The sequence below is a fragment of the Acidisoma sp. L85 genome, from assembly GCF_009765865.1.
Taxonomy (GTDB): domain Bacteria; phylum Pseudomonadota; class Alphaproteobacteria; order Acetobacterales; family Acetobacteraceae; genus Acidisoma.
This window is the reverse complement of the sequence record NZ_LMUQ01000003.1, coordinates 57467-83449: the sequence shown is the minus strand read 5'-3', so window position 1 is coordinate 83449 and position 25983 is coordinate 57467. Positions and strand designations below refer to the sequence as shown.

At 57.5% G+C, this 25983-nt stretch carries 24 protein-coding genes and 1 pseudogene; 23 read left to right on the top strand and 2 right to left on the bottom strand.

Annotated elements, in window-relative coordinates; all coding sequences use genetic code 11:
* Positions 1–1547: 1547 nt before the first annotated feature.
* The gene (locus tag GSQ83_RS00310; protein WP_158800715.1) at positions 1548–2072 is read right to left on the bottom strand and encodes a hypothetical protein; all 525 of its coding nucleotides are present in this window, start codon (positions 2070–2072) and stop codon (positions 1548–1550) included.
* Between the two features lie 438 nt (positions 2073–2510).
* Between GSQ83_RS00310 and GSQ83_RS00305 the strand changes: the two genes are divergently transcribed.
* From GSQ83_RS00305 to GSQ83_RS00215, 19 genes are all read left to right on the top strand, one after another.
* Positions 2511–3200 carry a type 1 glutamine amidotransferase domain-containing protein gene (locus GSQ83_RS00305; RefSeq protein WP_158800714.1) on the top strand — a complete coding sequence of 230 codons (690 nt, stop codon included), beginning with the start codon at positions 2511–2513 and terminating at the stop codon, positions 3198–3200.
* Positions 3201–3365: 165 nt separating this feature from the next.
* The gene (locus tag GSQ83_RS00300) at positions 3366–3653 is read left to right on the top strand and encodes a muconolactone Delta-isomerase (protein WP_158800713.1); all 288 of its coding nucleotides are present in this window, start codon (positions 3366–3368) and stop codon (positions 3651–3653) included.
* A 108-nt stretch (positions 3654–3761) separates the two neighbouring features.
* Positions 3762–4232 carry a nuclear transport factor 2 family protein gene (locus GSQ83_RS00295; RefSeq protein WP_158800711.1) on the top strand — a complete coding sequence of 157 codons (471 nt, stop codon included), beginning with the start codon at positions 3762–3764 and terminating at the stop codon, positions 4230–4232.
* Positions 4229–5290: a sodium:proton antiporter gene (locus GSQ83_RS00290; RefSeq protein ID WP_158800710.1), complete on the top strand. Its 1062-nt coding sequence runs from the start codon at positions 4229–4231 to the stop codon at positions 5288–5290. Before GSQ83_RS00295 ends, GSQ83_RS00290 begins: the two co-directional genes overlap by 4 nt.
* A 6-nt stretch (positions 5291–5296) precedes the next feature.
* A complete protein-coding gene (locus GSQ83_RS00285) occupies positions 5297–5785 on the top strand; it encodes a hypothetical protein (RefSeq protein WP_158800709.1) in 489 nt (162 codons plus the stop codon).
* Between the two features lie 131 nt (positions 5786–5916).
* Positions 5917–6312 carry a nuclear transport factor 2 family protein gene (locus tag GSQ83_RS00280; RefSeq protein ID WP_216849842.1) on the top strand — a complete coding sequence of 132 codons (396 nt, stop codon included), beginning with the start codon at positions 5917–5919 and terminating at the stop codon, positions 6310–6312.
* Between the two features lie 78 nt (positions 6313–6390).
* Positions 6391–7221, top strand: a complete 831-nt coding sequence (locus tag GSQ83_RS00275; RefSeq protein WP_158800707.1) for an alpha/beta fold hydrolase — start codon at positions 6391–6393, stop codon at positions 7219–7221.
* Between the two features lie 348 nt (positions 7222–7569).
* Positions 7570–8478: an AraC family transcriptional regulator gene (locus tag GSQ83_RS00270; protein WP_158800706.1), complete on the top strand. Its 909-nt coding sequence runs from the start codon at positions 7570–7572 to the stop codon at positions 8476–8478.
* 686 nt (positions 8479–9164) lie between these two features.
* Positions 9165–9548: a nuclear transport factor 2 family protein gene (locus GSQ83_RS00265; protein ID WP_158800705.1), complete on the top strand. Its 384-nt coding sequence runs from the start codon at positions 9165–9167 to the stop codon at positions 9546–9548.
* A 140-nt stretch (positions 9549–9688) separates the two neighbouring features.
* Positions 9689–10324, top strand: a complete 636-nt coding sequence (locus tag GSQ83_RS00260; protein ID WP_158800704.1) for a response regulator transcription factor — start codon at positions 9689–9691, stop codon at positions 10322–10324.
* A gap of 156 nt (positions 10325–10480) precedes the next feature.
* Positions 10481–10846, top strand: a complete 366-nt coding sequence (locus GSQ83_RS00255) for a response regulator transcription factor (RefSeq protein WP_158800703.1) — start codon at positions 10481–10483, stop codon at positions 10844–10846.
* A 42-nt stretch (positions 10847–10888) separates the two neighbouring features.
* The gene (locus GSQ83_RS00250) at positions 10889–13021 is read left to right on the top strand and encodes a PAS domain-containing sensor histidine kinase (RefSeq protein WP_158800702.1); all 2133 of its coding nucleotides are present in this window, start codon (positions 10889–10891) and stop codon (positions 13019–13021) included.
* Positions 13022–13220: 199 nt separating this feature from the next.
* Positions 13221–13643 carry a nuclear transport factor 2 family protein gene (locus GSQ83_RS00245; RefSeq protein WP_158800701.1) on the top strand — a complete coding sequence of 141 codons (423 nt, stop codon included), beginning with the start codon at positions 13221–13223 and terminating at the stop codon, positions 13641–13643.
* A 110-nt stretch (positions 13644–13753) separates the two neighbouring features.
* The gene (locus GSQ83_RS00240; protein WP_158800700.1) at positions 13754–14161 is read left to right on the top strand and encodes a heme-binding protein; all 408 of its coding nucleotides are present in this window, start codon (positions 13754–13756) and stop codon (positions 14159–14161) included.
* A gap of 31 nt (positions 14162–14192) precedes the next feature.
* Complete coding sequence (locus GSQ83_RS00235) at positions 14193–14996, top strand: SDR family oxidoreductase (protein WP_158800699.1); 804 nt, start codon at positions 14193–14195, stop codon at positions 14994–14996.
* Positions 14997–15151: 155 nt separating this feature from the next.
* Positions 15152–16078, top strand: a complete 927-nt coding sequence (locus GSQ83_RS30970) for a DMT family transporter (RefSeq protein ID WP_371417929.1) — start codon at positions 15152–15154, stop codon at positions 16076–16078.
* A 611-nt stretch (positions 16079–16689) separates the two neighbouring features.
* A complete protein-coding gene (locus GSQ83_RS00225) occupies positions 16690–17718 on the top strand; it encodes a transporter substrate-binding domain-containing protein (RefSeq protein WP_158800697.1) in 1029 nt (342 codons plus the stop codon).
* Positions 17719–18179: 461 nt separating this feature from the next.
* Entirely contained in the window at positions 18180–19832 is a 1653-nt protein-coding gene (cueO, locus tag GSQ83_RS00220) for a multicopper oxidase CueO (protein WP_158800696.1), read from the top strand.
* Positions 19833–19945: 113 nt separating this feature from the next.
* Positions 19946–20143, top strand: coding sequence for a hypothetical protein (locus tag GSQ83_RS00215; protein ID WP_158800695.1), 198 nt, complete (start codon positions 19946–19948; stop codon positions 20141–20143).
* A 100-nt stretch (positions 20144–20243) separates the two neighbouring features.
* On the opposite strand, the gene GSQ83_RS00210 is transcribed toward GSQ83_RS00215, so the two are convergent.
* On the bottom strand, positions 20244–21161 hold the full coding sequence (locus GSQ83_RS00210) for a PRC-barrel domain-containing protein (RefSeq protein ID WP_158800694.1): 918 nt from the start codon (positions 21159–21161) through the stop codon (positions 20244–20246).
* A gap of 892 nt (positions 21162–22053) precedes the next feature.
* Between GSQ83_RS00210 and GSQ83_RS30965 the strand changes: the two genes are divergently transcribed.
* The 4 genes and pseudogenes from GSQ83_RS30965 (at position 22054) to GSQ83_RS00190 (ending at position 25802) form a co-directional block, all read left to right on the top strand.
* Positions 22054–22440 carry an OmpA family protein gene (locus tag GSQ83_RS30965; protein ID WP_158800693.1) on the top strand — a complete coding sequence of 129 codons (387 nt, stop codon included), beginning with the start codon at positions 22054–22056 and terminating at the stop codon, positions 22438–22440.
* A 127-nt stretch (positions 22441–22567) separates the two neighbouring features.
* Positions 22568–23152: a general stress protein gene (locus GSQ83_RS00200; protein ID WP_254065415.1), complete on the top strand. Its 585-nt coding sequence runs from the start codon at positions 22568–22570 to the stop codon at positions 23150–23152.
* A gap of 386 nt (positions 23153–23538) precedes the next feature.
* A complete protein-coding gene (locus GSQ83_RS30960) occupies positions 23539–24165 on the top strand; it encodes a histidine phosphatase family protein (RefSeq protein ID WP_158800692.1) in 627 nt (208 codons plus the stop codon).
* A gap of 673 nt (positions 24166–24838) precedes the next feature.
* A pseudogene (locus GSQ83_RS00190) lies at positions 24839–25802 on the top strand (IS481 family transposase).
* Positions 25803–25983: the final 181 nt, after the last annotated feature.

Genomic DNA, 25983 nt, shown 5'->3' with positions numbered 1-25983 from the left:
TTCGGTGTCGCCACGCGTCGTCTCCTGCGCTGCCAGGAACTCAGCGAATCATAGCCACGCGAAGGTGTCTAGTTATTTCTCGGCCAGGACACTAGGGCCGGGTGCCCCGCGGTCAGGTCTAGTCGGATGGATCGCGAGGCGGCCGTTGGTCGCTCACCCTGCGCCGAAGGCGTCCGGGGATCTCCTTTCACCTCGGACGCCAAAACTCGCGACTCGTCGACATTCGCGAGGGGCGCCATAAATCCTTGCAGAAGGCATTTGGTGGGACCCTTGCCGCGGCTCGGAACGAAACACCATGGCTGACCTCACTAAAGACGAATCAACTCCTGACCGCCGCCTCCTTTGGCGAGCGGGTGCGGGTCGCTGACCTCAAGTAGCAGGCCGTTGTGGAATCCGTGTTTTAAGCTGCTTCAGGATGAAGCATTTGATTAGTCTAGTGCTGTTGGTGAACGGCGCTACTCCACCGATACGAAGAAGACATCCAAATCGATGCATAATCTGTAACTCGCATACGTCGGTGCGCTCACGAAGATCCTACCTACGGCCTCGCGACCGAATGACCCGACAAGCTCGAATCATTCAGTGTCGCTTTTATTATTCCTTGATGGACCAAAATGGCTCGGCGTCGTTCAAAGGCCGCCAAACCCTTGGTAGTTTCGCCGTCGCCGACGACGCGCCGTGCTTCGGCCCAAGCGGCAATATTGCCGAACGAAAGGCACCATGTCCAAAGCTTCATCCTCACACAGACGCTCCGCCAGAGAGGCCGCCAGCGCCGCATCGTTCACCGGTGGGATCACAGCGGCCGAGCCGGGCCAGGAATCAAGGACCTATCCCGTTCTCATGATCGTCGATTGGGTTAAGACACCGCTAGGGTGGCAAATGGCCAGCAACATTGCAATTCCGATCCCGCACGCTGCCCCATCGTGATTCATCTCTTTCGGCGCGGCGAACCTTGGATCCCTTCACGCCACTTGTTGGTTATGGAACCTACGGGTGAAAGCGTTGGTCTGTCTCGGGTTCGAGCGCTTCGCCTCGCCGGGAGCGTGTTCCGACATTGCGCGCCGTCCGGCGAGCGAGGACGTGGAAACGCTTGACGATTCTATGGAGGAGCAAAAATTGACTTCACCCCTGAGGATCGATTGTCGCCGATTCCATCCAGCGCGCTCACATAGTCGCGCAACCAGTCGGTGTGGCCGCCGACCCCCCAGTTGTCTCGTTCGATATCGTTGATGGTTACCCACACCCGGCGCGCATTATCGGGAAGAGTCGAAGAGATCGAGAATCCGTAAGTGCGCCGAATTTCCGAGTTCAACCATCACGTCACGGAGAACACGATGCCCTGGATCAACTTGACCTTACGACGCGGCGCGTCGCCAAAAGGCTTTGGGTGTGTCCGGCACTTTTTCCCACCACATCAGCGGCAGCACAGCCTGCCACACGGCGCCGCCGACATCTTCGAGATAGACAACGATCCCGTCAGGGCAGATGCCCTTCAGCTTTTCGGCGCAATTGACGCGCGTTAACCTTAGCGCCTCAATCGCAACTCATCATGAGGGCGGAGTAGGTGGGATGGGCAGCGCAATATCGGTTGCCATCTTCCACTCGCCGCCGACCCTTACCCATTCCACAATCATCAGAAACGGCTTTGGCTTTCCCGATTGGCCAGCATAGGCGACCGAAATCTCTAAGGGCACATAGGTCTCGGCGACGCCGCGGTCCAACTGAACGACCCGTTCTCGGCTGTAGTCGGGCGCCATGATGAACGTACCCTTATACAATTGGCTAAGATGATCGACGACCACACCTTTTCCCCAAAATCCGGCCCAGTTGCCCTCCGCTGGGTTCTTGGTTTTCGCCACGAAAAGCGCCGACGGGGAATCCCAGATGAAACGCCCGACGGCGGCAATATCATGGGCATTCTCCGCACCTATGAGTTGTTTGTAGAGTGTACGAAGCCGCTGCTCGGTCGAGGCGCTGATGTCTCCCGAGCGGCGCGCCATCGCCGGCGATCCCGTCACCGCGACAGCCGATGCAATGACGAGCAACCTACGGACAAAGACTTTGAACTTCACGCCTCAGCTCCTCAAACACGCGGTGATGTGGCAGCAGACGCCGAATTGGTTTGCGGTTCGACGTCCACGCCTGCTCGGTATCACGGCCACAACTTTGGTCCGACCCCGCCTCGTCAACAACCGAACATGGGTTTTGGTTCCCTAACACCTTCGTACATAGGGTCCGCGCGTTTCCGCGGCGTCGACGTCAAGCAGATGCTCACCCGCGACTAAAAAATAGCGAAAGCCTGCGAGCATTTGCGTTAGCGGTGTGCGAGAGGCCGAGCCAATCTTCGCGCCTGATGGCCCGTCACCGAATGGAACGATAACCCAAAGGTATGGGGATCCTCAACCGCTCGTCTGATGGCCCCCAGCGCTGGCAACTACTAGCCTCCGATCGAGCGTCGCGCACCGATGCGACGCTCAGCTCAGGAAATGACATCACGCACGGGTGAGGCAATGAAAGTTCTTTTTATAATCTCCAGCTCAGATACGGCATTCTGGCTATCGGAGGTCACACATCCATATTGGCACCTTACCGAGCGGGGCGTTGAGATCGACTTCGCCAGCCCAGCGGGTGGCAAAATTGTTTACGATCCCTATAGCGATCCCTATTTCGAGCATTCGACCGAGGCCGATGACCTGGTCAGCAAAGGCTTCCTGTCCGACAAGAACCTTGTTGCGCGACTGGAAACGACGCTGAAGCTCAGCGACGTCCCTCTGGACGAATACGATGCGGTTCACGTTGCAGGCGGACGGGGCGCCACCTTTGATCTCTATCCGAACGCGGACGTGGCAAGAGTGCTGGAACATTTCTGGGCAAAAGAAAAGGTCGTCGGCGCCATCTGCCACGGTGCAATTGCCCTTGGCAATATTCCCGAGCGAGTGCGTGGCCGCCGGACGACAGGCTACACACTCGAGGGAGATCAGGAACTGCAGCGCATGTTTGGCAGCACCTTCCTGATTCCAAATTTCCCCCAGACAGTCCTGGAAGAAGTCGGATCGGTTTATTCGCGAGTCGCGCCGAATGATCCCTATGTCATTAGAGACGGCAAGCTAGTCACGGGCCAGAACCAGCAGTCAGCGTCGGAATACGCCCTCGTGTTGCTTCATGCCATGACGGGCCAAAGCCCGGTCTCGATCGGCTAACGAGGGCGAGTGGCCTGCTGCGCATCTCCGAAAGACTTCAACCGCCGCGGCATCCGTCATTGTCTCCCGGGCCGACGCTTGTGAGAAGCTGTTTAGACTGGGAATTGCGCCTCTCGGAAGAAATCGTACGTTCTGAACCAGACCTGACCATCGCGAGAAAAGTTCATGCTGTTCCACGTCGCCATAACTGTCCGCATTCCCCATGACGTCACTCCGGAAAGGATAAAGCAACTGAGTTCCCGAGAGCACGAACGGGCGGCTGAGCTTCAGCGTCAAGGCAATTGGCTGCATCTCTGGCGCGTCGTTGGGAAATTCGCGAATATCAGCATCTTCGAGGTCGAAACTCCTGCCGAGCTTCACGAGATTCTGGAGTCCCTTCCTCTCCACCCATATATGGAGGTTGAGGTGACAGCACTTTGTCGACATCCCGGATCGCTAGCCGAAGTGGACTAAAGGATCAACTCGGCCAGCACTCGTTCTATGTGAGTAAGCGGATCGCTAGATTGGCGCAGATGAAGAGCGATCTGACGTCGAGGCGCGCAATGCAAGAGCGGAGAGACGATGGGCGAAGCCTTACAGGTAGTGCGGGAGTTCTATTCCCTGCCCGCGGTGGGTGACGAACCACAGGCGATCAAGCTTCTTGATCCGGAGATCGAATGGACGGAAGCCGAGCGCACACCGTATTTTAATGGAACGTTGCGCGGCGTGACCGCGCTGGTGACCGCGGTGGCGACCAGACTTTTCGAGCCGATGCAGAGGGATTTCAAGGAGTTTCGAACCGTTCCGGGGGAATTCATCACGGAAGGAGACCGTGTCGTCGCATTCGGGAATTACTTCGGGCTCACGAAGAGATTCGATCGTACGATGTCGGCACCTTTTGTGCATTGTTGGACCGTGTCGGATGGGCGCCTGCGCCAGTTGATACATATACGGGCTCCGCGCCTTGGAATGCGGCTCTGGCGGCACACCATAATGTTTGATTCGCCAGGCCGAAAGGCCGTCTCGGCCGATTTCCATGAGAACGGTCGATGACGATTTTCGTGGCGGTGCTTGCCCTGCTAGCGGGGTCTGTCTTAATTTCCGCATTCGCTGGCAAGATGCATATCCCCTATCCCGCCCTCCTGGCGCTGGGCGGAGTCGCGCTAGCACTATCGCCGATATCGATTCCGATCAGCCTGGATCCTGAGCTGGTACTGGCACTCCTCGTCGCGCCGGCGCTTGTCGACGCTGCCTATGATGTCTCGTCCCATGATCTGAAAGCCTACTGGGTCGTCATCACATGTCTCGTGTTTTGTGCCGTTGGCCTCACTACGGTCGCCGTCGCCTTTGTGGCACACCAGTTCGTACCGGGGCTCCCATTGAGCGCTGCGATCGCGTTGGGAGCCATTGTCGCGCCTCCCGATGCCGCGGCCGCAGCGGTTATTCTTCGTCACCTCAATGCGCCACGGCGAATAGCGGTGGCGCTGGAGGGGGAATCCCTCCTCAATGACGCCTCGTCCCTGCTTGTCTATCGCTTCTCCGTTGGAGCCGTGGTAGGGGGCGGACACTTCCATGCATGGTCCGTCGCGCCGGTCTTCCTTGTTTCCGTTCTCGGCGCCGTTATCATCGGCCCTCTTCTCGCAGTGGCGAATATTTGGCTGACGCGTCGCATGAACGACATCCAGAATGCGATTATAATCCAGTTCGTCAGCAGCTTCGGCGTTTGGTTGCTCGCGGATGCTCTTGACATGTCTGCCGTTCTGGCAGTCGTTTCCTATGCATTGACGCTGGGAGTGTATTCGCCGGTGCAGTTGCCCGCCCGCCTTCGTCGCCCCTCCCAGGCGGTTTGGAAGACCGCCGTCCTAGCCTTGAACGCTTTCGCTTTCGTCTTTATTGGTCTTGAACTACGACCGATATTGGCTGCCGCACCCGCTACACAGCTGAAGAGTTGGTTCTGGTTCGCGGGAGCGGTCCTTACCACAGTGATTGGTGTCCGCATCATCTGGGCGATGTTCTACAACACGCTGGCTCGCACCAGCCTTGGACGCAACGGGATTCTGATGCCTCCTGGGTCGAAGGCGACATGGCAAGGTGGTCTGATCATCTCCTAGTGCGGCATGCGGGGAATTGTCACTCTTGCCGGCGCCTTGGCCCTTCCTCAGGGTTTTCCTGATCGTTCACTCCTGGTTTTTACCGGATTTTTTGTGACACTTGGCACGCTCGTCATACAGGGAATGACGCTGCGTCCCCTTCTCTTACTTCTTGGCGCGCATGACGAGGTGACCCCGGAAATGGAGATGCGCCGGGCAAGGGCGGAGCTCGCGACGTCCGCCATTCAGGCGCTCGAAAGGAGTTCGGAGCCGGCTGCGGAAGCACTGCGCGACGGAATTCGGGCACAATGGAAGGCTGGGACGGGGAGCCTGGGCTCCGAGCATCGGGATGATCGTACCGCACTAAATCGATCGGTCATAAAAATACAGCGCTCCCGCCTAATCGAGTTGCGACGCCGCCGCGCGATTGGTGATCATGTGTTCCATCAACTCGAGGAGGAACTCGACCATCTCGAACTCACAATCTCCTCCGGATACCTATGGCAGCGTGTTTAGGGTCTTGAGACTCGATCGCGGGCGGACCTATATGCAGGTATTATCTGACCAAAACATGAGTTCAATTGCTGGAATAGTTCCGTCCACCCACGCTGCGCACATGAGAATTATCCATTGCGAGGGAGATGGCCATGCCGGCTGAGAGCACTAAATTGGAAGAGAACAAGAAGATTGTCGTTGCTTTTTATCAAAAAGCCCTCTTCGAGGGAGATGTTGATACGGCTGTTCAGCTCTATGGTGGGAAGTCCTACACGCAACATACCCCGTTCGCGGCCGACGGGTTCAATGGACTGAGAAGCTACGTCAAGTGGATCGTGGGCAACTACCCGAAAACCCGTGGCGAGATCAAGCGCGTCTTCGCGGATGGAGAGTTCGTCGTTCTTCACTGCCATTGGACAGGGTTCTTCGGCAAGAACGGCGACGCTATCATCGATATTTTCAGGCTGGAAAAAGGCAAGATCGTGGAGCACTGGGATGTCATTCAGGCAATTCCGGATACTTCACTGAACGAGAACACGATGTTCTGAGGATGTAAGGAGACTCTGTCGCGGACAGTTTAAGAGAAGTCGTTGGAAACGAATCCTAGTGCCGATAGGACCACAGTCATGTCAGCGAGTTTGGGCAGCCTTCAATTCAAGATCATCGATGGCTTGAAGATCCGATACGCAACGAGCGAGGCCGCAACCGGCCATCCCATTCTGCTTCTTGGGACCTGGCCCGAAAGTATCTACACCTATCTGCCGACATGGGACGTCTTCACTGCGCTGGGACCGGTCGTCGCCGTCGACCTGCCTGGCTTTGGTCGCTCCGAGGGTCGCCCCGGCATCATGGCGCCCGAGGCGATGGGGGACTTCATCCCGCACATTCTGGCGGCTTTCAGGCTTCGCCAGCCCCATGCCGTGGGGCCGGACATTGGTACTCCGTCCTTACTCTATGCGGCTGCCAACCACCCCGAGCTCTTCAAGAGCATGATCATCGGCGGTGGCGCGACTGATCCCAGCGACATCGGCGACATTCTAGAGGAATTGGTCAACGCACCTTCTATTGATCCCTTCAGGAACATGACAGGTGCGCAATTCGTCCGTGGAGCGGTGCAAAATCTGAAAAACTACGACCTGCCTGACTACGTCTTGGAAGACTATTTGGCGTCTTACAAGGGAGATCGATTCCTTCAGTCGGTCGCTTTTGTCCGACACTACCCACAAGCGCTTCCGCGTCTCGCCACCCGGCTATCCGCGATTAATACGCCCTGCGAGATTATCGCGGGCAAATTCGATCCTTACGTTCCAGTTTCGAACGCGGAGGGACTACACAGGGGACTACCAAAAAGCAAACTCGACATCCTCGACTGTGGACACTTCGCTTGGGAAGACGCCGCGGCCGAATACGGCCGGCTGGCATCTGACTGGATCCAGGACGGATACGCCAGGCTGTAGCACTGGACGCTCTATAACCAACTTATGGCCGCCGCGAATCCTCATGATCTTGGGTAGGTCTATTCATATGAGATTCACCGTCGGCACTGTTCGAGCAAAGACCAAACGCTGACGGAGGGAAAAGCGCGCGCCTTTGGGGAAAGAGCGCCGGTGCAGCGCAAGGCGTAGTAAGCTCGCGGATTCGATGTCCATAGTCGTGTTGTGGATCCAGATTGGTTGCTGTTGACGGGCCCAGGCTCCTGTTGGCAGTAGATCTCGGGCCAATCCAGGTCTCCAATGGGAATGGGTCAAAAACACCTTGCCCAGGGCCCGGCTATACCTCTAGCTGCTGCGCAGGGGGTAGTAAGGATGACCAGCGGGAGTTCGGCGGGGGAAGCATTCTCCAAGAATTTTCGAACCGACGAGCCAGATCCACCCATGGTGGCGGGGGTGAAGAATGGTCCGTTTGCCGCCGCCCGGATAGTCCACTCGGGCATCGGTCATGGCATGCTACAAGTTCCGCCCCAAGAGGCTTTTGTTCTGGCCTATTTGAGAAAAGAGTTCTCAAAGAGCGAGTTGTGGGTAGGCGAGCGACCCACAAAATGGGACCCGATACAGCCCGGACAGGTCCATTTCTACGATCTTCAGCGGGGGATACGCGCCGACATCCGGGAGCCCCTTGACTTCATTTACTTGTACTTGCCGCGCCAGGCCTTAAACGACTTTACTGATGAACACGAGCTGCCACGTGTCGACGGCTGCAGTATCGATTCCGGAAAGGCGTTCTCCGATCAGGTTGTAGCAGGACTTGCTTCTTCTATCATGGGTTGGCTCGAGCGACCAGCAGAAGCAAGCCAGCTCTTGGTCGACCAGATCGCCTTCGAGCTGCAGTCGCGCTTTGTCTACCACTATGCGCGTCTGGCTGGGCGGCGCGCATTCCGCCGAGGCGGACTGACCCCCCGGCAGGAACATAAAGCCAAGGAACTGATGCAAGCGCACATCGTCGGCGCGATTTCAGTCGAAAAACTCGCTGAAGAATGCGGCCTTTCTCGCGGCCATTTCTTTCGCGCATTCAGATGGACAACGGGAAAGACCCCGCATCAGTGGCTTATCGAAGCCCGGGTAGAGCTATCGAAAGAGCTACTGCTCACATCGCGGCTGTCTCTCGCCCAAATAGCCGCAGCGTGTGGATTTGCTAACCCAAGCCATTTTACACGGGTCTTCTCAACCATTGTCGGAACAGCTCCGCGAGCCTGGCGCGCTGCGCGTCTCGATTAGACCCGACATTAACAATCCGCTTGACCCGGTGCTCGCTACTCACCGCTCGCTGGGGCGAAATTGCATAAAAGTCACATGAACCTGGTCCGAGGCGCGGTTGCACCACGGATTTCCGCCGCCATCGACTATGGTGGCCCTCGTCGGATCCGGAACGGCAAACCCATTTGGAGGTATCGTGGAACGCCCTCCATCGCAGCATCATGCGAAGCAGGATGAGCCCTTTGCAGGGCTTTCACGCGCCATCACGGACGGAAGTCAGTCGGGCGATCCGCTAAAGGAGATGGCCGCAACAATGGCCTATCAAGTGAATCAACCGTTAGCCGCGATTGTTCTTGCTGGCGAGACAGCGGTCCATTGGTTGGACCAAGAGCCGGCAGATATAGATAGCGCGCGCAGGCTGATCCTAGGCATGGCGGCAGACGCACGTAGGGCAGCTGCGATTGCCAAGCAAGCCTACTTGGCTCTGGCTTACAGAGCCGAGTAGGCTTGCCCAATCCAGCTCAACGACTTGATCAGCGAGGCTTGCCGGAACGCCGGTGGGAAATCATACATGTGTATATGACAACCTATCTGTAGAGTGGATTGTCAGGCGACGATTTGCGCCTAGACTCCCCTGTACCTGGGCAGCGTCCCGGAGATCGATAGGCGGGACCTCACTGCGAGAATGGTCGCATGGAAGATCAAACATGACTACTGAGAAACGACAAGAACTGGGGCAGACGTTCCTTTCAGTCCTGAGCCGTCCTAATGCTGATGTGATCAGAAAAGTTGCGGTCGATGATTTTGTATGGAGTTTCCCCGGGTCCAGCTCGATTTCCGGAGAGGCCCGCGGCGTCGAGGGCGTCATGAAGCGCGCTCAGACGATCGCTTCCTTCGGCGTCAAGGTCGAGATTCTCCATGCGGTGTTCGGGTTCAGTGGAGTGAGTTTCCTTCTACACAATACGGGAAATAGGGACGGACGACTCCTCGACGAGCAGGTCGTGGCCGTCTTCAGTTTCCGGGGTGACAAACTGGCCAGGTTGGACACCTACCTCTCCGATGTCGCGATGGCTGAGCTGTTCTTCGGATAGCCATAGGTATCTCTGGCTATGACTGATTTCAAACGGTCCGACATCCCAGGCTTTACCGAAGAGCGTGTCTGGGTGAAGGCCCTTAGGCGCCCTAGCGGACAAGTCATCGCCGAAAGTCGCTCCCCCTGGTATCCTACGTCATGGCCGAAACTGGCTTAGTACATATTATCGACGATGACGAGGCAGTACGCTCGGCACTAGGGAGCCTCGTCCGCTCGGTCGGAAATGAAGCGCGCCTTTATGGGTCGGCCAGTGAATTTCTCGGAAGCGTTTTGCCCGCCGTTCCGTCTTGCCTTCTGCTGGATGTTCGCCTTCCAGGGACCAATGGCCTCGACTTCCAAACATCGCTCCAGCAGAAGGGAATCCACATCCCTATTATCTTGATGACGGGCTACGGCGACGTTCAGATGTCCGTGAGGGGAATGAAGGCTGGTGCAGTAGACTTCCTAACCAAGCCCGTTCGACATCAAGACGTCCTAGATGCAGTTTCGACCGCTCTTTCCCGCGACTTTGCACGTCGCATGGAGGACCGTGAAGTTAATATAGTCAAGCAGCGATACGCGACGCTAACGCCTCGTGAGGCGCAAGTCGTCGCTCTCGTCACTGCAGGGAAGATGAATAAGCAAATGGCTGCTACACTTCAGCTCAGCGAGGTGACCGTTAAGATTCATCGGGGCTCCGCTATGAAGAAGATGGGGGCAAGCTCAGTAGCCGACCTTGTGAAAATGACGGAAATGCTGCGGACGGCCGGTTCTCGCCCTCGTACCGACCCATAGAAGCGCCTTTCTCCATGCTCCTTCAGCGGTTCACAACAGGGCGCTGCGGCCGTAACACCTAGAGATGGTGTTCTTTCGAAGATTATCATGCGAATCTTATCCTCGACCGTAAGCCATCTTCCGGGGCGGCACTGTATGTCACAAAGGGCGACAGTCGTGAAAGACTCGCTGATCTCGATCATTGACGATGACGAGGCAACACTCTCTGCGGTGGCTGGCCTGATGCGGGCAAAGGGGTTCAGAGTCTGCGCTTTCAGCTCCGCGGAGGCATTCCTGAAGGATCTAAGCCATGAAGCCTCGCAATGCATCATAACAGATATCCAGATGCCGGGGTTAAATGGGATAGAATTAAAACGACGCCTTGACGCTCAAGACTGCAAAATACCCGTGATCATGATCACCGCAAGAGTCGAACAGCGACTGCAAAGTTTAGCAGTTTCGAGCGGGGCCTTCTGCCTGCTCCGCAAGCCTTTCAAGGCATCGGCATTGATCGAATGCGTCCAACGAGCGCTTGCCGGATGACGTCGATAAGGCCGGCGTCGTAAGAAGGTGAACCTATCCCACATGTCTGATCGACTATCCCTCTCCTCCGCCATTCCAGGCGACAAGTTACCCTCGGATGCCAGCCGGCGGGTTGACGTGGTTGATCTTGTGGAGGAGAGCGTAGCTGTTTTCGGTCTTGACATGCGGGTGACAGCTTGGAACGCGGAAGCAGAACGCCTCTACGGGTGGAAGCGAGAAGACGTCATCGGAGGAGTGATTCAGGCTGCTGTCCGCTGTTCTCCCTCGCAGCCCCTGAAGGTGATTCTCGAAAAGATAAACCAGGTCGGCATATGGCGAGGGGAATTTGTCCGGCGAACAAAATCCGGAGCAACGGTCGTTGTTAAGGCAAAGTGGTCCCTTCGGCGCGACCTCGCTGGAGGTCCAATCGACATTGTCGAGACCAGCAGGGACATCACTGACGTCCGGCGGACGGAGGAAGCTCTGGAGCGGGTCCAGCATCAATACCAGAGTCTTTTCAAGTCATCAGTGGCATCGTTCTTCGAGCTAGATTTCTCTGAAGCCGCGCAGTCGGTGCGAGAACTGTTGGACTCGGGAGCGGTCGACTTCCGCGCATTTCTCCAGAACAACAGCGGCTATGTGCGAGGCCTGCTCGAGATGATTCGCATTACCGGCTGCAACGACCAAAGCTTCCTGACGTTTGGTGATGGCAACCGCGAGACCCTGCTGCGTAGCTTCGACCGACTTTGGCCGGACGAGAGCCTGGGCGTGTTTGCGGAGAGCCTCGTGGCGGTGTTCGAGAAGAAGGACCATTACTCGTCAGAGGTCGTGTTGCTGTCTCTCGCGGGTCAGCGTTACGACACGCTGTATGCCGTCTCTTATCCTCCGCAACTCCTCGAACTAACGCGTGTCTTAGTGGGCGTCGTGGACGTCACACAGGCCAAAAGAGCTACAACGGCGCGGGAGCGAAGCGAACGGCGCTACCGGGACCTTTTCCACTTTCTACCTGTCGCACTCCTACAGCTGGAGGGCCAGGAGGTCGTTGACATCTTTGACGAAGCTCGTTCGCAAGGAGTGACTGACTTCTCGGATCACCTCAAGACGCATCCCGAGCTATTGGACCGTGTCCTAAACGGCTTAAAGATCGTTGAGGTCAATGACCGCACCGTGAGTATGCTTCGTGCGCAATCTGCAGATGAGTTTAAAGGTTCTGTAGCCCGGTATTGGACCGAGTCTCGTGACATGTTTCGCGAGGCAGCGGCCGCTCGGTATTCCGGAAAGCCGGGTTACGAGGCATTGGTCAAGATGCCGGCCCATGACGGAACAATCCTTGATGCACTATTCTTCTCGGTTTTCTCCCCTATACCAGGAGAGCAAAATCTCAGCCTTGTGGGTTTGATCGATGTCAGTGATCGCGTCCGAGCACAGGACATGCTTGCGCGCGTCCAAGCTGAGATCGCTCATGCCGCGCGAGTTTCCGTCTTGGGTGAGCTTACGGCCTCGATCGCTCACGAAGTCAGCCAGCCTTTGACCGCGATCGGGACTAATACTGAGGCGAGTTTGCTTTGGCTGGAACACTCCCCGCCCGACATCGGAGAAGTCCGAGAACTTGCTGCCAGAACTGCTACGGAGGTTCAGAGGGCCGCTGACATCATCGACCGAGTTCGGCTAATGGCTTCCAGAACCGTCCCGGAACAAAGAAGCGTCAGTGTCAACTTGATTGTTGAGGAGGCGGTGCTCTTCCTGCGCCATGAACTTCAGCGAAATGAGGTCACCGTGTCGTTAGATCTGGCCTCTGAGTTGCCGCAGATTCTGGGCGACCGCGTTCAGCTCCAACAGGTGGTCGTCAACCTTGCGATCAACGGAATCCAAGCTATGGCTCTTGACAATAGTCCTACGCGGATACTGACCGTCCGCACAGCCGCGGCACTAGACGGTGGCATTCTACTCGAGGTCGAGGATACGGGACCCGGAATTGATGTAAACGACGCCGGACGGCTCTTCGAGAGCTTTTTTACTACGAAAGCGACGGGAATGGGCATCGGCCTGCCCATCTGTCGCACAATCATCGAGGCGCATGGCGGACAGATCTCTGCTGGGAGCCAAACAAATGGGAGTGGCGCGCGATTTACAATACGTCTGCCGACGCAGTCATGCAGAAGCCAGCCCCCTGCGTCGCCGTCGGGCGGACCGTAGTTTGTCTACGTACAAAGAACGCTGACGCTCAACGAGCGCATGATATTCGAATTCTAAATCCGCCTTTGTTCTTCTCGTAATCCACTCGTATAGGTTCTCCCAACCCATAATCTGATGGCTCGTCATTCTACGTCATGTCAGGTTTCAAGATCGCAACTGACCGGTGCCCTATGCCGGATGAACGATCGGAGCTTGCACTATGAGGACGGCCAAGGACTTAATGCTTGCTTACATCGACGGCACGGCCGAGCAGTCCGGCGCGCTTTTCGCAGACGCTGGGACGCTGGAGCTGCCCTATCTCGCGTCGATCGGTCTGCCGCCCGTGCTGAAGGGTCCGGGAGAGATATCAAAGTTTCTCGGTTTTCTTCATCAAACTCTCTATCCGGGTTTTTCCTTCGATGACTTTAAGATGCATTTGGAAGCCCATGATCAGGTATTTGCGGAGTATCATATCAATCATCGTTCTGGGATCTCGGGGAAGGACGTTCAGCAGCAGTTCTTCGGTCATCTTGAGGCCAAGGACGGCAAGATCGCGCGACTGCGTGAGGCGATCGACGTGGTCGTTGCCGCTGAGGCGATCTACCCAAACGGTCTTGCCGACGTCATCGCAATGCGATCCTAGGAGGGTGGAGGTGTTGCCGCTTGGCGGTGATCACCAAACGAGGTCTGCTGTAACGTATCGCTCACCGCTTCAGATGGCCCTTCGCGAATATCGCCGTTAGAGGATCAACCATGCTCGACATGACTTCTCGCCAAGCCGAGGCTTTGCTTCATGCGGCAAAAGCAAAAGCCACCCAGATTGGCATATCCGTGAGCATTGTCGTTTTGGATTCGGCCGGGCATCTCAAAGCATTTGCTCGGATGGATGGTGCGTGGCTCGGGTCCATTGATGTCGCACTGAAGAAGGCCAAGACGTCTGTATTGTTCGAAGCAGAGACGCAGGCTGTTTGGGAGGTTTGCAAGCCGGGAGCCCAGGCGCACGGGCTTGAGATGACGAACGACGGTTTAGTCACCTTTGCTGGAGGGATTCCAATCAAAGCAAGCGATGGCCGCCTGATCGGAGCCGCAGGCGTTTCTGGCGGGCAAGTAGGTCAAGACTTTGAGATTGCCCGGGCCGGGGTATCGGCCTTGGAACTATAGGGCAAGTCATCTTCGCTTAAGGAGAATGGGAATGGGTAGAACGATCCTGATCACCGGGGCGGGTTCTGGCCTCGGGGAAGGCGCTGCGATCGGCATGGCCCGGGCAGGTCATGAGGTCATCGCCGCGGCGCAGTCGTCGCCTCAGGCAAACGCCCTACGCGCCAGGACAGAACCCCTGGAACTTCTGTCGCTTCGGGTCGAGAGACTCGATCTGCTCGATCGCTATGATGTTGGTCGTGCTTGCGGGTGGGATTTCGACGTACTCGTCAACAATGCCGGCATCGGAGAGGGTGGCCCCATTGCCGAGATTCCACTCGACCTTGTTCGGGCGAATTTCGAGGTCAACGTATTTGCGCCCCTCGCCTTCACTCAGCTGGTTGTTAAGAAGTGGGTTTCTCGTGGGGTAAAGGGTAGGATTGTCTTCGTCTCCTCGATGGGCGGACTCTTTAGTCCTCCGGGTTTCGCCGCCTATGCCGCCACGAAACACGCGATCGAAGCGATCGCCGAAGCTATGCAGGGGGAATTGCGACCTTTTGGCATCCAGGTGCAGACGATCAACCCCGGCGCTTATCTGACAGGCTTCAACGAAGCCATGGCCGAGAATGCATTTCGATGGCTAGACGACGAGGTAAACTTTACCACCCGGCGAGCCATGCGCGAAATGGTGAATAGCCTGATCGGAGGTCCCGAGGGACGTCTCGATCCGAATGATATGATCTCGAAGATGATAGAGGTCATCCCTTCTAGCGAAGGAACATTCCGCAACATCCATCCACAATTCGTCGAGACGGCGCTCAAAGACCACCAAAGGGAGATGTTTAGGCGCGAAATCTAAGGAATCACCATGCGCTGCCCGCGCGCCGTCAAGACTTGCACCACAATCACGCACGCCTTGAGCGGTCCTTGAGCAATATTTGGTAACGGCATTCGCCGCAGCCGTCATCGCGATGGCTCCGCAACGCCGGCCTCTTCTGGTGAAGTGTGCTCTCAATGCATTCGGACCTGTTTTATCAAAGTGGCAATTTATGCCAGCTCTCCATTGGCCGAGGAGTCAGCGTGTCGACGGCAGAAAGAGAGCACTGGGAGGGGTCTGCGCCCGCTGCCGCGATCGGCTCCATGGTCGTCTTCCAAAGCGCGATGGCATTGACCGTCCCCCTGCTTTTAGCGCTAGGGCCTTCGGCTGCGACTTGGTTGCGGCTGATTGGTGCCTCGGCAGTTTTATGGATAGTTGCCCGACCCAGATATGAGGAATTATCGCGCCGAGCGATACTCATCGCCGGACTGCTGGGGGTGGCGACCTGCGGGATGGCAGTCTTCTACGCCGAAGCCATCGCGCGCATCCCACTAGGAATGACGACCGCCATCCAGTTCCTTGGGCCGCTCGGCGTCGCCGTCGCGGCGTCAAGCGGGTTGCGCAGCGCCATGTGGGCGGCTTTAGCCGGTTTGGGGGTAGTCTTACTTGCACTCACTCGGTCTGGCTGGTCCGTGGATCCCGTTGGAATTGGTTTTGCATTAGGCGCTGCGGCAGCGTGGGCAGGATACATCTTGCTTACAAAGCGCGTCGGACAGGCTTTCGCTGGGCTCGGGGGCCTGACGGTATCGCTAACCGTGGCGGCCATGGTGGCGACGCCCGTTGGTCTCATCACTTTGAAGGACGGTGCCAGCGGATGGGCGATGGCTGCCTCAGCGGTATTGGGCGTGCTGGTCCCAGTCGTACCTTATGGGTTGGAGATGCTGGCTCTGCGTCGAATGACCCCCCGCGCCTTCGGTGTCCTGATGAGCCTTGATCCCGCGATCTCCACACTTGCTGGCTTCCTCTTGCTCCACCAAGCCATTAGCGCGCAACGAGCAGTCGGCATCCTTTGTGTGGTCGCCGCAAGCGTGGGAGCCAGCCTCCGAGGGACAGCCAACAGCTAAAGAAACCTCGGCAGGCTGAAGACCTCGGCATATGCCGCCAAGACTGGTGTGATGTTGCATGCGCAACTGCGGCACGTCGTGCGCGCCAAGGGGACGCAGCGGCCTCCAATGTGGAAATCCAGCCGACCGGTGCCGTGCCGCGGCGGCTGGTCGACGCGGCCGTGATGATGACGGGCTCGCCCATGGTAGGATGTCCGTATTCGACCAGGCCGCCATGTTCAGGCCCCTGCTCTCTTTCAGGAGTCTACGTTCGCCTCAGGCAGTTGTCCGCATCGCACGAGCATTCAGCAGCGGCCGCCATGCTCCCTCGAGCCCGAGATCGCGGACGATCAGCTCAACGAGCTCAGCGGATGGTTTTTATGGTCGCCACAGCCCAGGCGCTCCCCATCAAGTTGCGGACAAGCGACAGAACGGCCATGATTTCCTCATCTTTGCAGCCCTACTCGCGTGGCGGACGGCAATTGGGCTCTTGCTGAACATGCGGCAGGCAATTGATCATCGAGGTCACGTTAGGAATGATGATGCGACGCTGCTTATTGTGTCTGACGAGTCTATTCGCGCTAATGGCGACTACGTCATTTTGGGAAGCCTCGGCACAGGAGTTGCCGATTATGGGCTCTGTCACGGCAACGAAAGAATCGCTGTCCTCGGTAAGCGTTGGCGTCTTTTTGGTTCCTCCCTTCGCTATGCATGACCAATCCGGCTATAGCGGCATGGCGATCGACCTCTGGCAGAACGTCGCATCGAAGATGGGTGTCTCCTACACCTATGAGCTTATGCCCACCTTGCCCGATCTCCTGAAAGCAGTCACCTCCGGTAAAGTCAACGTCGCTGTGGGGGAGATCCCCATTACGGGAGACACATTGCGACAGATGGATTTTACGCAACCCTGGTTCGATTCAGGGCTGCGCGTTTCAATAGATAAAAACCGGCATCCTGGTCTCGGAACCTTGCTCAAGAACTTTTGGGCAAGCGGACACCTTGAAGTCATACTCTGGATTGGCGTCGGTGTCGCAGTCGCAACCATCGTCCTAACCCTCGTCGACCGTAAATTCGATGAAGATTTTCCAGGCGAACTTCATCAGGGACTAGTGGAAAGCTTCTACCATGTGATGTCAATCGCCACCTCGGGCAAGACGTCTCACAAATCTCTATTCGGCATCTATGGACGCTTGCTAGCCGCGTTGTGGATGATCTGCGGAGTCACGATCGTGGCCTACATAACCTCCTCGATCACAAGCGTGATGACTACGTCGAGCCTCAGTAGTCAGATAAACAGCAGAACCGATCTGGTGGGAAAGTCTGTTGGAGTGCTGAGGGGAGCTGTCGCTCAAACCTATTGTTTCGATGAAGCTTTGCGATGCATCGCCTATGATAAGCCGGACGACGTCGCACAGGCAATGTTGGAGGGGAATGTCGCCGCAGTCATTGCCGACGCGGCCGTCCTCCAGTACTACGTTTATACTCATCCCAAGTGGCCGATTGTCGAGGTCGGCGCCTTATTCCGCCCCTTAAAGTATGGTTTCGCGACACCGCTCGGCAGCGGGTTGATCCGTCCAATGAGCCTCGCGATCATAGACGACATTCAAGAAGGCTTCGTGGACCGGCTTCGCGCTAAGTACTTTGGGTCTGAGCCCTAAAGCGTCAACTCGAGCTTCTGCAGCGGCACACGCAGTCACTCGCGGCACGCTCCAAAACCACCATCTCTTTTTGGCGGAGCAACGTATTGCGCGATCGTTTATGCGAACCTGTCTAAGCTCAAGGCGAGTGGCCTGGGCCCTGGTGGGTTCGTCCGTGGCCGCCGCGACATTACGTGCAGTCACCTCCCGCCTCGTTAGCTCCAACATCTCTCATTTCAGATTACCCACCGCCCCGCGGGCCGATGTTTCGCCTTTAGACGCACTCGTCCCGTGACATCCGTCGACAAGTCCAGGGCTCGATCATGCCCCGAGCCCCTGCTGCCGACCGTTATCTCCATCCTTGCCGTCGGAAGCCTCGGTTGCGCGACGTCCGAATCTCTGGCGGTTCAGCTGCGTTGCACCCTTCTACCGCCTTCGACGACGCGTTAGTCTGCTGTGCAACCCTACTTTGGGGATTGTAGATGACCGATCTTTCCCGCCGCGCTGCGCTACTAGCTGGGACGGCCAGCGGAGCAATGGCTGCACTCCGTTTCTCGGCCGCGCGGGCGAGCGCTGCTCGGGCAGGCCTACCTATTCCGTCGGAAATCCGGGCGAGCGCGCAGGGTGTCATTGTCCTCGGTGCTGGCGCAGGAACTATGCGGTTCGTGCCGGGGCAGCCCGCGGCAACTTCAACCTATGGTTACAACGCCGCATTCCTGGGTCCGGCATTGCGCCTGCGGCGCGGGCAGACAGTGACGATCGACTTCACCAACTATCTTCCAGAGCCAACAACCGTGCATTGGCACGGTCTCATTATTCGCGGTGAGGTGGACGGCGGCCCGCATAGCCCCATAGCGCCCGGCGGGCGTTGGCGACCTGTCCTGTCGATCGACCAACCCGCCGCCACGCTATGGTTCCACCCGCATGTCTATCCGACAACCGCTGCTCAGGTTGCCAAGGGTCTAGCCGGCCTGCTGATCATTGATGATGACGACGCGGACCGCCTGAAGCTGCCATCCCGTTGGGGGCTGGACGATATTCCACTCATCATCCAGGACCGCCGCTTCGGGCATGGCGGACAGTTCTTCGACCGGATGAACCTTACTGCCGTGACGAACGGCTATGTCGGCAACGTGGCGCTGGTGAACGGCGTCCGATATCCCGAGGCGCGCACGTCGCGCGGCTGGATCCGGCTGCGCCTGCTCGATGGCTCCAATGCCCGCAGCTACCTGCTGGAAGCTTCAGATGGCCGCTCGCTATTCGTTATCGGCTCAGATGGAGGATTATTGGAACACCCGGTCGAATTGAAGCAGATCATGATTCACGCGGGCGAACGCTTCGAGGTCTTGGTTGATTGCCGCTCCGGCGTGCCGTTCGACCTCGTCGCGGTGCCAACCGGCGAACCGATCATGCGGCTGCCGCCGTTCGACGGCCCGCTGCCGCTTCTCACGATCCGGCCTGACGGCGCTGACGGGCCCGGTCTGTTGCCCACGTCACTAGTAAAGCTGCCGGCGATTCCCACAACGCTTCCGGCCGTCAGCCAGGAGCTGGTCATGAACATGTTTCGCGACAAGGACGGCATGGCGCGCCTGATAAGGGCGGGGCTGGGGATGAGCAGCGAAGGCGCGGAGTCCCTGATGAGAGATGGCCCGGGAATGAGCATGGGCGGCAAAATGCCCCCGATGGAGTCAAGGCCGAGGATGAACATGGTCGGCAAGATGGACCCCGCCGTGGTCGCTCGCGTCACCGAGTTGATCGAGGGCCAGCCTTCAATGCCCAGAGCGGAGCAGCTTGCCGCCAACGGCATCAATGGCAGACCATTCGCGCTGGACAAACTCGACTTTGCCGCGCCTCTCGGCCAGCTGCTTCGCTGGCGGATTTCCGAAGGCGACGATCGCATGCCGCATCCGGTCCACATTCACGGCTGCCAGTTCCGCATCGTGTCGCAGCGAGGACAGCCGCCGGAAGCGTATCGCGCTGGTTGGAAGGATACCGCACCGATCTCGGGGGGTAGTGACAGCGAAATCCTGCTGCGCTTTCCACACCCCGCCGGTCCGGACGCGCCCTACATGGCGCACTGCCATATCCTGGAGCATGAGGACTCCGGGATGATGGCGTCGTTCACCGTTGGGTAGCGTGTAAGTTTACCCATGGGCGCCACGTAGTCATGCTGCTGTGGTGAGTTCTCACGGCAGCATCACTGCTGTTTATCGCCATTGGGGTCGGCATGACACCGGAAGTTCTGGTCATGAGGTCGATGCTCGTGCTGGTCACCGCCTTCGCGGGCATCATCGGCGCGATCCTCGCCGCCCGGCTCCCGAGACTACTAACGGTAAGCGAGCCCGCCGCAGATTATGAGCCCAACGACTCCGAGTATCACGAGGAAGACGAGAGCGAGGAGAATTCCATGGCGACTGGGATATTCACCCTGGTGGCGCTCGCCTAGACCGAAGAAATCAGACAAGAGGCCCGCAACGAAGTTTAGAACTACCTGAATGCTCGGGCTCATCGTGCCCTCCACCGCGAGCAGGAAGCGATGCTGCAGACTAGCACCCCACCCGCATCGGAGTTGCAACGAAGCGTAACCCTCCTTGTGAAGGCGCTTTCGACGACCGAGCCGGACTGGGACGCCCAGGCCGTGGTGGCGCTGTCGGTGTTACCTGTATTTCCAATCCTGGGGTCTTGGAGGGAGGCTCTGCGCATCCCCCCGACGCAGGCGACTCCCCGGCTTTGTTGATCATTTCCGTCGGGTCCCAGGGCGGGCTACTTCTCACCTTCTCCTGGGTGATGTTGAGTTGAACCTCCCGGCTACCCCAATCGATCGCGGTCAAGGCATAGGGCGACACAAGCACATGTTGGCCAGGCCACCAGTTCCGGGTGTCAACAATGAAATAACGAATTTCCCAATTTTTATCCTCTATCAATAAATTCTCGATGTGGCCGATTGCGCCGTCTGTGGCGCGGATATGGTAACCCGTGACCGCGATCATGCTACGGAGGTGCGGGTCCTGCTTGTCCTTGATCAGCTCGCCGTTTGAGGACGCGTGCAACGAAGGGCCCGCCAGGAAGGGCAATGATGATAAGGGGGCAGAAATCGACCCTGCCCCAATTCCTAGGCCCGTCCCAAGATATCCGCCACCAGCCCAGAGGGGACTCCAATGATAATAGTCGTAAAGGTTCATCTCCATCTGCTGCGAGACCGGCTCGTGATGTAGGATGTTGGGACTTGCCTCGACCTGCGCCTTGGTTAACGTGACGGGAATTTCGCGGCGCTCATAGTCAGCTTGTCCGATAGCCGACGGATGGACGAGGACCTTGCGGTCGCTCAGCCAAGTTCCGGTATCAACAACCAGCCAACGCACCCTCCAGGTCTCATCGTCGAACAAGAAGTCGTCGACGATGCCTATCCTACCGTCTTGAGCCTCTATGGCGTAGCCTTTGAGCGCGGATGCGACGAGCAACATAGTTCGATTCCCTTATGAGCGGCACGCTTGTTAGGGCGCTATCATCTAGGAGCCCGGGAGGCATGTCCCACTTGATGGCGAACGGTCGAAGTGCATGATCTGCGTGGGTCCGACGATGAAAGCCGCCCTGAAGCACAATCAGTTTGCTTCGTCGTCAAACACTGACACATGGGTATATCTCGGCACGGAGAGGACGCGAAAGGCTCGGAAAATACCTAGAACCACTGACACAGGGCATTCATTTGACGCTGGGAATGCGGCCGTGTGCATTTCGAGAGCGGTCGTCATTTAGCCGCTAAGTGGAAGCCCCGCCTTGCTCGTTCGCCATGGGACTGAGAGCGCTAGCACGAGCTCCCTAAGCATTTGATTGTCATGGATTTCGCGATGGCGTCCCGAGTAAAGGGTCGTGAACCGATTCATCCGTCGATAACAGACACGCGTCAAGCCGACCCGCGTCGACCTCGCAGTATCTTCCTGAAGAAGAGGACGTGGTCGCATTTATAGACGAACCGCTATAAGATGGGTCGCCATTGCGCGGCGGCGCCGCGAGATCTGGGAGTCCACCCGAATCCGTGAGCAACATCGTCAGCGCCGGATCAGCATTGTTGCTCATTTCACAATGAGGGAGTCAGACCAGCCCGTCAGCGAACCCGTTTCTCTGAGTAGTTTCCGAACCTACCAAGGGACGATTCGCTAAGCTAACGTGCTCTGGACATTAACTTGCCGAATATGTGCTGAGAGGTTGTCCACAAAATGAGTCCTGCTCCGGTTCCATCAGTTTGTGCCTAAGTCAGCGAATTTGCGTAGGTACTTGAACGAGTTGAGGGCGGCCAGGTGGGCTGCACGCCAAGGTATCAACATTCTTTCGAACATCTAGAGGGTTGACGTAGCGATGGGAAAGACACTCGGAATTCTAATCCTTTCTAGTTTGGTGGCACTACCCTGTGTGGCTAGCGCAGAGAGTCGCAATGTCGTTATATTTTTTACCAAATGGTCCGCGAGGATCGACAAGCCTGCTGCTGAAGCTGTCCGCGACGCCGCGGGCATGGCTAGCAAGCGTGGCGCCGGCACTCTGCTAGTTACTGGCTTTGCGGATACGACGGGGTCGCCTCGCGCGGGCGCGCTATTGTCGGCCACCCGAGCCCAGGTGGTGGTTGATCAACTAACCGCAGATGGAGTTCCTGCCGCTCGCATTCATCAGACATCGAATGGGTCAACAGCCTTCGTCGGAACGTCTCTTGAAAGTCGCCGGGTCACAATAACGATTCCGTTCCAATGATCGTTATGGCAAGGAGCGGAGATCCGCGCTTACCCTAAGAGCAAGGGTGGCCCATCCGAGAGGTTTTCGAACCTACCCCCCGATCCGTGCGGCCCACACCGCGCAATGCGGGTGACCGTCGCCAACAATGCTTGCCACGAAAGACAAAGCCATGAAAACAATCGAGTCAGCTATTGCGGTCTTCGACGATCACCAAAAAGCCGAGGATGCGATAAAGCGGCTTAGCGCTGGTGGCTTTGATGTAAGGAACCTAAGCGTCGTCGGTAAGGGCTATCATACCGACGAGAAGGTCATCGGCTTCTACAACATGGAGGATCGAGTAAAGTTTTGGGGCAGCCGAGGCGCCTTTTGGGGAGGCCTATGGGGGCTGTTCTTCGGTGGTCTTTTCCTCACAATTCCCGTGGTGGGCCATGTTATCGTGCTTGGATATCTCGCGGTCACAGCGATTTCCGCGATTGAGAGCGCCGTAGTGGTCGGCGGATTTAGTGCTTTCGGCGCGGCACTGTACGGCATGGGCATACCGCGGGATAGCGTGATCGAATATGAGGCCGACGTCAAAGCGAACAGCTTCCTTGTCATGGCACACGGCACCGCGGAAGAAATGGAGCGCGCCGAGGCCATTTTAAGCACGGCTCAGCCAAACCGACTCCAGCTGCATGCGGTTCCAAATATCACGGAGCCTCCCTTTCACCCAATTCACGCCGGTGCCTAGTTCTTGCGGCAGATCGGCAATCGACGGCGCGATGTGTCGCGACCAAACTCTACTCATACCCGAGACAAACCGTCGCCTTCGATCCTGGATCTCGATAGCGCCGTGCAGTGTTGGATGATGCAGGTCGTTGCCAACCGCAACTTGCTCATTGACAGCGCTGTCTGTGTCACAATCAGAGCGACATTCTCACATGGCTCGGCTTATTCGCTTCCTTTTGCCCGAGTTTCAGCGCGGAAGAGGGCTTGGATGATGCTTACCTCCTTTCAAAGCGAAGCCCAAGGAACCTTCCCGGCTATCGACTGCGCTGTTCGCCGGCCACGTCGTATCGTCACGAGGTCTGCGACATCGACCGAGCGTTCCTCATAATTTTCATGGGTTCATAGGCCGTGAGATCCTCTACACGCATCATCCTGGTCAGGCACGGTGAGGTCGATGGAATCGAGCCTCCAACTTTTCGAGGGCGCGAGGATCTTCTGCTTACACCCCGTGGTGTCCGTCAAGCCGAGCTCACAAGAGACTATCTTCTTAATCTCGGCACCGCGACTGCGCTTTTTGCCAGTCCGCTGAACCGTTGTCAGACCACGGCAGAGATCATCGCAGGCCCTCAAGGTCTCTTGCTAGAAGCGGCCCAAGAGCTAAACGATATTGACTACGGGCAATGGCAAGGCGAAACGCATCAGGAAGTCAGACAGCGGGATCCTCAACTTTTCGACGCCTGGATGACGGCGCCTGAAACCGTCCTGCTGCCGGGTGGGGAAAGCCTTCAGAAAGCGGCCGATCGAGCTGTCAACGCGCTTGGAAGGGCGCTTGTGCGCAAGGAGGGATCGACGATCATACTAGTTAGCCATGATAGTATCATTCAACTCATCTTGCTCCACGTTCTCGGACTTCCTCTTGCACGCTATGGAACGATGGAATTAGCCCCCTGCGGTGTCAGTGTAATCCTCCACCGCAAGGACGCGTGGAAGATACGTAGTGTGAATGAAACTGCGCAGCTCGCACGACTCGGATAGGACGTCGCGCTTTCTTGCGTCACGCTCTCTGTCGCGTCATTTGACGCCATCGCGTTGAGCACAGCGATAGCGTTTGAATGAAGCGCGCCACCATTCTCTCGATATCCGGACATCAATGCGGAGGGCAAGTCACCGTGAGGTCATCGTGAGGCTGAAGTACTCTACAGGGTCTTTGCCTCGGGGAGGCTAGAGGGTAATGGGATTTCATTTCAATCTCCTTGCTGGCCGGAGCGGTTGCCGACGAAAGATTCTTCCCGGAGCTAGGATGCCAGGTGGACGGGGTGGCTCGACGAGCCGCCGACGGAGCCACTTGAAGCCAAAAAGCGACTTCGCTAGCGTTAACACGTTGGTGGCCTTTACCGAAAGCGATTCGCAGGCAAGGCGAGCCGTCTGCTCGGGGCTCCACATGACCGACATTCCGAGTCAGACGCCCTTCCTCGTCGCGACCGCTGGTGACGCTTTCAGTGAACCCGTTGTCGTAAGGACGGCGTCTCCGCCGGTGGCTTGAACGAAGGCGCTTATGCACCGGCTTTCCGGCGTCGTCGGCGTAACAGACCAGATAGGCCATCGGTGGTGTAAACCCTCCGTGGACCTCCAAATCTCTTTCCCCACCTAGGTGTATCGTCCCGCGTTTTGATGGTGCATTCTTTACCCGTGAGTGGAAGGAAGCGCTATGGGCCAGGTTCTCCACGGGAGCGCCACCACGACTGCGGCGGTCCGTCGCGCGATACAGCATAGTCAAGCGAGCCTGAGGGCGCTCGCTAAGCGCTATGGCATCAACCAGAAGACGGTTGCCAAGTGGAAGCGCCGAACCTCTGTCGCTGACCTGCCGACGGGGCCGCGGGAGCCGCGTTCAACCAGCCTCTCGGTCACCGATGAGGCTATCGTCGTCGCGTTTCGCAGGCACACACTGCTCCCGCTCGATGATTGCCTCTACGCACTGCAGGCCACCATCCCGCATCTCACGCGCTCGTCGCTGCACCGCTGCCTCGCTCGTCACGGCATCGGGCGTCTGCCGGACGTCGAGGGCGACAAGGCGCCGAAGAAGAAGTTCAAAGCCTATCCGATCGGCTTCTTTCACGTCGATATCGCGGAGGTGCAGACCGCGGAAGGCAAGCTGTATCTCTTCGTTGCCATCGACCGCACTAGCAAGTTCGCTTTCGCGCAGCTGGTGGAGAAAGCCAATCGCGTCACGGCGTCGGCTTTCCTGGTCGCACTATCAAGGCCGTGCCCTATCGCATCCACACGGTGCTGACCGACAACGGCATCCAGTTCCGGCTTCCACAACGCTATGCCAATGGACCAACAGCGCGGTTCATCACCCACATGTTCGAGATGCGTTGCCGCGAGAACGACATCGAGCATCGCTTCACCAAAATCAATCATCCCTGGACCAATGGTCAGGTCGAGAGGATGAACCGACCATCAAGGAAGCGACCGTCCAGCGGTACCATTACGACGACCACGAGCAGCTTCGTCGCCATCTCGAGCAGTTCGTCAGCGCCTACAACTTCGGCCGCCGACTGAAGACGCTCAACGGTCTCACACCATACGAATTTCTCTGCCGAACCTGGCAAAACGAGCCAGAGCGGTTCGCCTCAAACCCGCCCCACCAAAGGCGGGGACTAAACACCTAGGATCCAGAATTTGGTTGCGTCATCTGATGCTGGTGTTCGTATTGAGGTGACAAAAGCCACAACCATTTTTCTCGGTGTTAGCGAGCTGGCTCCCAATGTCCGCGCGGTTACCATTTTGCACCGCCGCCAGCAGCATTTCGGACGTCTCTCTCATTGCGGCAGGGGCACCCCTCAGTCGCTC